This window comes from Cytophaga sp. FL35, from assembly GCF_014349235.1.
Classification (GTDB): Bacteria; Bacteroidota; Bacteroidia; order Flavobacteriales; family Flavobacteriaceae; genus Euzebyella.
In genome coordinates this window covers 1-1,968 of sequence record NZ_JACSOH010000069.1, presented here as the reverse complement: position 1 = coordinate 1,968, position 1,968 = coordinate 1, and the positions used below count along the sequence as shown (strand labels likewise).

The window sequence follows — 1,968 nt, the reverse complement described above, 5'->3', positions numbered from 1 at the left end:
GTTTTTAAAAGAATAATTCTGTTCACTTTTATCGGCCTAATATTGCTTGATATAATATTTGTATTTCCTAATGGCTATCCAACTATAAGCTTGGTAGTCTCAAATTCTTCCCCAAAATTTATTATTTTTATATGGTTATTTGGTCTCCTTATTACAAATATCTTCTTTCAAAGAACTGTTCATCAAAAAGTAAATTTAAAACTGAATTTTTATATACTTACAGCAATTAGCACCATAATTTTAATTACTGGTATTCTAATCAAACAACCCGAAACCATTAATTGTAATAATTTTAGAACCGAAATTAAAAAAATTGAAATTCCCTACGTAACTAGGATTTTATGCCAAGACTTTTCAGAAGGCCTTTCAGAGATGGAAAATTGTAATTGCGACACCTTAAGTTGTAATAATAATATTTGTGATGAGAACATTAATTTTAAAATAGAACTAACTGTCGGAATAAAGTTTTTAATTTTAATTCTTGGAATAATTTTAGGATACTTTATGTGGCCTAAAGTTGTTAAAAGCATTACACACAACCCCGATAACCGTTGCACACCTGACCGGCAGCAAAACGAATCATTATAAGCCTCTTTAAGGGGCTTTTTTATAGTGGAAATGCAATCTGTTATACCTCTTTTTATTTTTTGTTTTACGTACTTTTAGTTACGACAAATAATAACCAAACGCACGACTACACATAGCCCTGCGTTGTACTTAATGCCTGAGAAAATATGAGTATATACGAAATTTGTAGAGAAAATTTAATAGAATTAGAATTAGAGTTCTCGAAATTAGATAAATCTGTACTCAATGAGGCAAATACTCGATTTAAACTAATTGACTCAATTTTAACCAAATGTTTAGGTTGGGAAACTAATAATATATCGTGTGAAGATAGTTATCTAGGAAAGTACAGTGATTACACTCTGAGTTTGTTTCGCTCAGTATGTGTGCTTGAGGCGAAAAAAACGGGTAATTATTTTGAGCTTCCAGCTGGGAATCAAAAACTATATCAGCCAATAAAAAGTATATACAAGGACAATCTGAATATCAAAGCCGCAATTGATCAAGTTAAAGGTTATTGTCAAGATAGATCTATTCCTATAGCAATAGTATCAAATGGTTGGCAATTTATAGCCTTTATTGCAAATAGAACAGATTCAATACCACCTTTGGAAGGTAATGCTTTTGTAATTCCTTCATTAAATATAGCGTTGTCTGAGTTTAAAGAGTTTTGGAACTGCCTATCGAAATCAGGTTTTGAAGAGGAATATTTAATTAAAAAATTAATTGGAAATACTGAGCTTGAATTGCCACCTAAGTTGTCATCTACAATTTATGGTTATCCTGGAATTAAAAATCGTAATCCTTTTCAGACTGAATTAGAAATAATTAGTGATTTAGTTTTTGAAGATGTAATTAGAGAAGAAGGGTTAGAAAAAGATTTTTTAGAGAATTGCTATTGTAAAAGTGGTGCTTTATCAAGTTATTCACTTGTAAGCAAAGCAATATTATCAACTAGATATAATTTCCTATTTGAAGTTGGAGATAGAAAAGCGACACTTCAACAAGTTGCAACGAAAAAAGGAGTTTCTCAAGATTTAATAGAATTATTTGCCAACAGTTTGAGTAAACGACCTGTGTTATTAGTTGGAGATGTTGGAGTTGGAAAATCGACTTTTATTGATTATTTGCGCTTAGTTGAAGCACCTAAAGTTTTTGAAAAAGCACTAAGTTTTAAAGTCGATTTAGGTTCAAGGGCAATCGTTACTTTAGATGTAAGAAAAGCAATTATCGATGTATTAAAAAGTCAACTATTAAATGAATATGGAATTGATATTGAAGAAGATAATTTTGTAAGGCATTGTTATCATGTTGAATTAGAAAATTTCAAAAAAAGCGTAAAAGTAAAAAGACTTTATGAAGTTAATTCGGATAAAGCAATCGAAAAAGAAATTGAATTTT

Annotated in this window: 2 protein-coding genes; both read left to right on the top strand. The window is 29.9% G+C overall.

Annotated elements, in window-relative coordinates:
* On the top strand, nt 1-588 hold a 588-nt coding region (locus BIZ36_RS20995), incomplete at its 5' end, for a hypothetical protein (protein ID WP_222937498.1).
* 146 nt (nt 589-734) lie between these two features.
* On the top strand, nt 735-1,968 hold a 1,234-nt coding region (locus tag BIZ36_RS20595), incomplete at its 3' end, for a P-loop NTPase family protein (RefSeq protein WP_222937497.1).